This is a genomic window from Methylobacterium oxalidis (genome assembly GCF_007992195.1).
In the GTDB taxonomy this organism is placed as follows: domain Bacteria; phylum Pseudomonadota; class Alphaproteobacteria; order Rhizobiales; family Beijerinckiaceae; genus Methylobacterium; species Methylobacterium oxalidis.
On record NZ_BJZU01000235.1, the window covers coordinates 1 to 3,189 of the forward strand.

Genomic DNA, 3,189 nt, shown 5'->3' on the forward strand with positions numbered 1-3,189 from the left:
GGCCAGAATGTCGACGCCGCGCAGCATCTTCTCGCGGGCATCGGACGAGAACCGGACTTCTTTCGCTGCCATGTTTGTCACTCCTCAAAAGACATGACGATGTGGGCAAGCCCCAGGATCAGGCGGCCTGCTGCAGAGAACCCTGGGCCTCGATCACGCCCATGATGTCGGATTCTTTCATGATCAGAAGGTCCTGGCCGTCGATCCGGACTTCCGTGCCGGACCACTTGCCAAAGAGCACGCGATCACCGGCCTTCACGTCGAAAGGCGTCACGCGGCCCTGCTCGTCGCGGGCGCCGGGGCCGACGGCGACGACCTCGCCCTCCTGTGGCTTCTCCTTGGCGGTATCTGGGATGATGATGCCGCCCTTGGTCTTCTCTTCCGCCTCGATGCGGCGGACAACGACTCGATCGTGCAACGGACGGAACGCCATACTTGTCTCCTGTGCGAAAGCTACGGGTCGAGAAGTTCGCCAGGCCCTCCGACGAGCTGCCCAGCTACGGCCGAGCTGAGACCAAGCCCCTCCGCGTCGGACCGACCCACGGGATTTAGCACTCGCCGCATGAGAGTGCCAGAGTGGATTGATAATGCTTGGCAGCAGTCAAGTCACATGAGTGCTAAGCGTCTGGTTCTATTCGCACTTCTTGATTTCTTGAATGCCGCAGCGGCAACCTTCTTGCTTGGGTCAGCGTATCTGTTCAGACCTTCGAACGAGGTGCCGCGATGAGTGTTTCGACAGCCTTCCGTCGTCAGCTCGAAGGCTACAGCCTGACGACCGCCGAGATCCTCTACCACATGCCCGATCACCCGCATCTGCTGCAGACCTTTGTCTGGCAGCACCACGACCTGTTCCCGGAGTTTCCCGAGCTGCGGCGCTTCCTCGCGTTCTGGCAGGAGACGCTCGATGGTCCCCTTCACTCCGTAAAGGTGGCTCACAGCCGCCTGATCAAACCCGCCGAGCTGCGAACTGTTGCTGGAGAATTCCAGCTCCACTGAGTCGCGCGGTGGGGCTGAACCAATCGGCCCGCCCGAAGTGCCTCGCGGAAGCTCAATGCAGCCGCATGGTCCAGTGGGCCGGACCCTGCAAGAAGGGCGGCACGGCACCACCTGCGACTAGGAGGCGGTCCTCCTCCACGCCGGTCTCTACGTCCACGGTCCGCTCCACGATCGCGACGCCGCTCATCCGCAGGCTCAGCGCCTCAGCGCAGGCGTGCGCCTTCCCGGGCTCGTCGAAGATCAGGACCTGTCGGGCACCGATCGTCGTGCCGACGCGCTCAAAAGGAAGGACGATGTAGGCTTTGCTCGGCTCCGTGATCATGTTCGCATACTCACGCAACGCAACTCCAGCCGGTGAGATGGTGACGGCGCCGGCCAAGCTTCAAGAGGGCGCTCGCTCTTGCGGTTGATCGAGTATCTGGCGTTCTTCGAAGAGCGTCGTGGTTCGGCAGCATCCCAGGATGTGATCTACACCAGGTGAGCCCAAGTTCGATGCCCCTCTGGCTCCTGCGGGGCCTCTGGGACTTCGTGCTCCTTTGCGCCCGCAGCCAGCAGGGATCTCAGCACTCACGTGCAATGTAAGTCTGGGTTGCACATTTCGTTGATGGCCTGACCTGATGCCGAACGGGCCTGCCGCTTGCCGCGTTGGCGAGCGTGAGCCAACTCGTGCAGCCCCGCCTCATCAACGACCCCTTCTCGGATCCCGGCGTCTTCGCCGACTTTCGCTTCGGCCGCCGCGCCCTGCTGTTCGACCTCGGCGAGGTTGCCGCCCTCTCGGCGCGCGAGCTGATGCGCGTGAGCGACGTTCTCGTCTCACACGCCCACATGGACCATCTCGCCGGCTTCGATCGCCTGCTGCGCGTCTGTCTGCACCGGCCGCGGCCGTTGCGCCTGGTCGGACCAGATGGTTTCATCACGGGCATCGCACACCGCCTGCACAGCTACAGCTGGAACCTCCTCGGCGCGCATTCACCGGACTTCCGCCTGCGCGTCGCCGAGTTCGCCGACGCGCGGCTCCGAGCCGCGGCTGAGTTCCGCGCGCAGGAACAGTTCCGTCAGCAATGGATCGAGCCGCCTGATCTCGGGCGGGGGCTGGTGCTTGCCGAGGAGGATTTCCGCATCGAGGCGGCGGTGCTCGACCACGGCATACCATCGCTCGCTTTCGCGCTCGTGGAGCCGGTGCGCGTGAACGTCTGGCAGGGCGCGCTGGAGCGGCTCGGCCTCGTGCCGGGCCCCTGGCTTGCTGAGGCGAAGCGCGCCGTGCGCCGCAGCTTGCCACCCGACACACCGGTGCCGGTCGGGGAGGGACGAACGCTGCCCCTCGGCGAGCTCGCCGTGCAAGCGTTTCGAGTCGGGCCCGGGCAGAAGGTTGCTTATGTCACCGATGCAGCCGACACGGTCGACAATGCCGCCCGAATTCTCGCCCTGGCCGAGAAGGCGGACACGCTGTTCATCGAGGCGGTGTTCCTGGATGCCGATCGGGTGGTGGCAGATCGCACGCGCCATCTCACGGCTGCGCGGGCCGGTGCACTGGCACGGGAGGCGGGTGTGCGGCACGCCGTGCCATTCCACATTCACACACTAAGAGTATTGACGCTTAGCAAGCTGCTCGCCCTTGAGTGGACTGAGCCTCAGAGCCGGCCTAAGCCCCGTTGATTGCCCGGCTTGCTGAGCCGCAGCGAATTTGCGCCCGATTTAATAGCAGGCATGCCGGAGCGAAGCGCGCAAACTTTATTAAGCCCGTTACAATTTGAGAGGTCGGGCTGACCTCGGCTTAATGTTCGAGTCAAACGCATCGCATACACTAGAAACTCTAAGTTATGTAATGGCTCGGTTTCATGCTCAAGGTTGTTGGCTGCTTTGTTGCCGCACATGATCCCTGGCTTGTCACTCTGGCGGCTGCCATTTGCACGCTGGCGGCGGGGACAGCTGTTGGGCTTCTGCGTCACGCCTGTAAAGCCGCCCGGAATCTGAGAGCAGCCTGGCTCTGTGTTGCGGCGGTAGCTGGAGGAGCCGGCATCTGGGCCACCCACTTCGTCGCCATGCTGGCCTTCGAGCCCGAGCTTCCGAGTGGCTACAATGTGGGTTTGACGGTCCTCTCCCTCGTCTTCGCGATTGCTCTGACGGGTATCGGTCTCGCCGTATCGCTCATTGCCGCCCTCCCGCTCGCGCCCGCCATCGGCGGCGCGATCC

Annotated in this window: 5 protein-coding genes; 3 read left to right on the forward strand and 2 right to left on the reverse strand. The window is 63.7% G+C overall.

Translation table 11 applies throughout. The features are described 5' to 3' along the window. Nucleotides 1–118: 118 nt before the first annotated feature. A complete protein-coding gene (gene groES / locus MOX02_RS29900) occupies nucleotides 119–433 on the reverse strand; it encodes a co-chaperone GroES (protein WP_147029393.1) in 315 nt (104 codons plus the stop codon). 290 nt (nucleotides 434–723) lie between these two features. Between groES and MOX02_RS29905 the strand changes: the two genes are divergently transcribed. Next, complete coding sequence (locus MOX02_RS29905; RefSeq protein ID WP_147029394.1) at nucleotides 724–996, forward strand: usg protein; 273 nt, start codon at nucleotides 724–726, stop codon at nucleotides 994–996. Nucleotides 997–1,048: 52 nt separating this feature from the next. Here MOX02_RS29905 and MOX02_RS29910 read toward each other — a convergent pair whose 3' ends face one another. After that, nucleotides 1,049–1,318 carry a hypothetical protein gene (locus MOX02_RS29910; RefSeq protein ID WP_147029395.1) on the reverse strand — a complete coding sequence of 90 codons (270 nt, stop codon included), beginning with the start codon at nucleotides 1,316–1,318 and terminating at the stop codon, nucleotides 1,049–1,051. Nucleotides 1,319–1,650: 332 nt separating this feature from the next. Between MOX02_RS29910 and MOX02_RS29915 the strand changes: the two genes are divergently transcribed. Next, nucleotides 1,651–2,652: a ribonuclease Z gene (locus MOX02_RS29915; protein ID WP_170268055.1), complete on the forward strand. Its 1,002-nt coding sequence runs from the start codon at nucleotides 1,651–1,653 to the stop codon at nucleotides 2,650–2,652. 386 nt (nucleotides 2,653–3,038) lie between these two features. Next, a partial coding sequence (locus MOX02_RS32585; protein ID WP_244948462.1) for an MHYT domain-containing protein occupies nucleotides 3,039–3,189 on the forward strand: 151 nt, incomplete at its 3' end.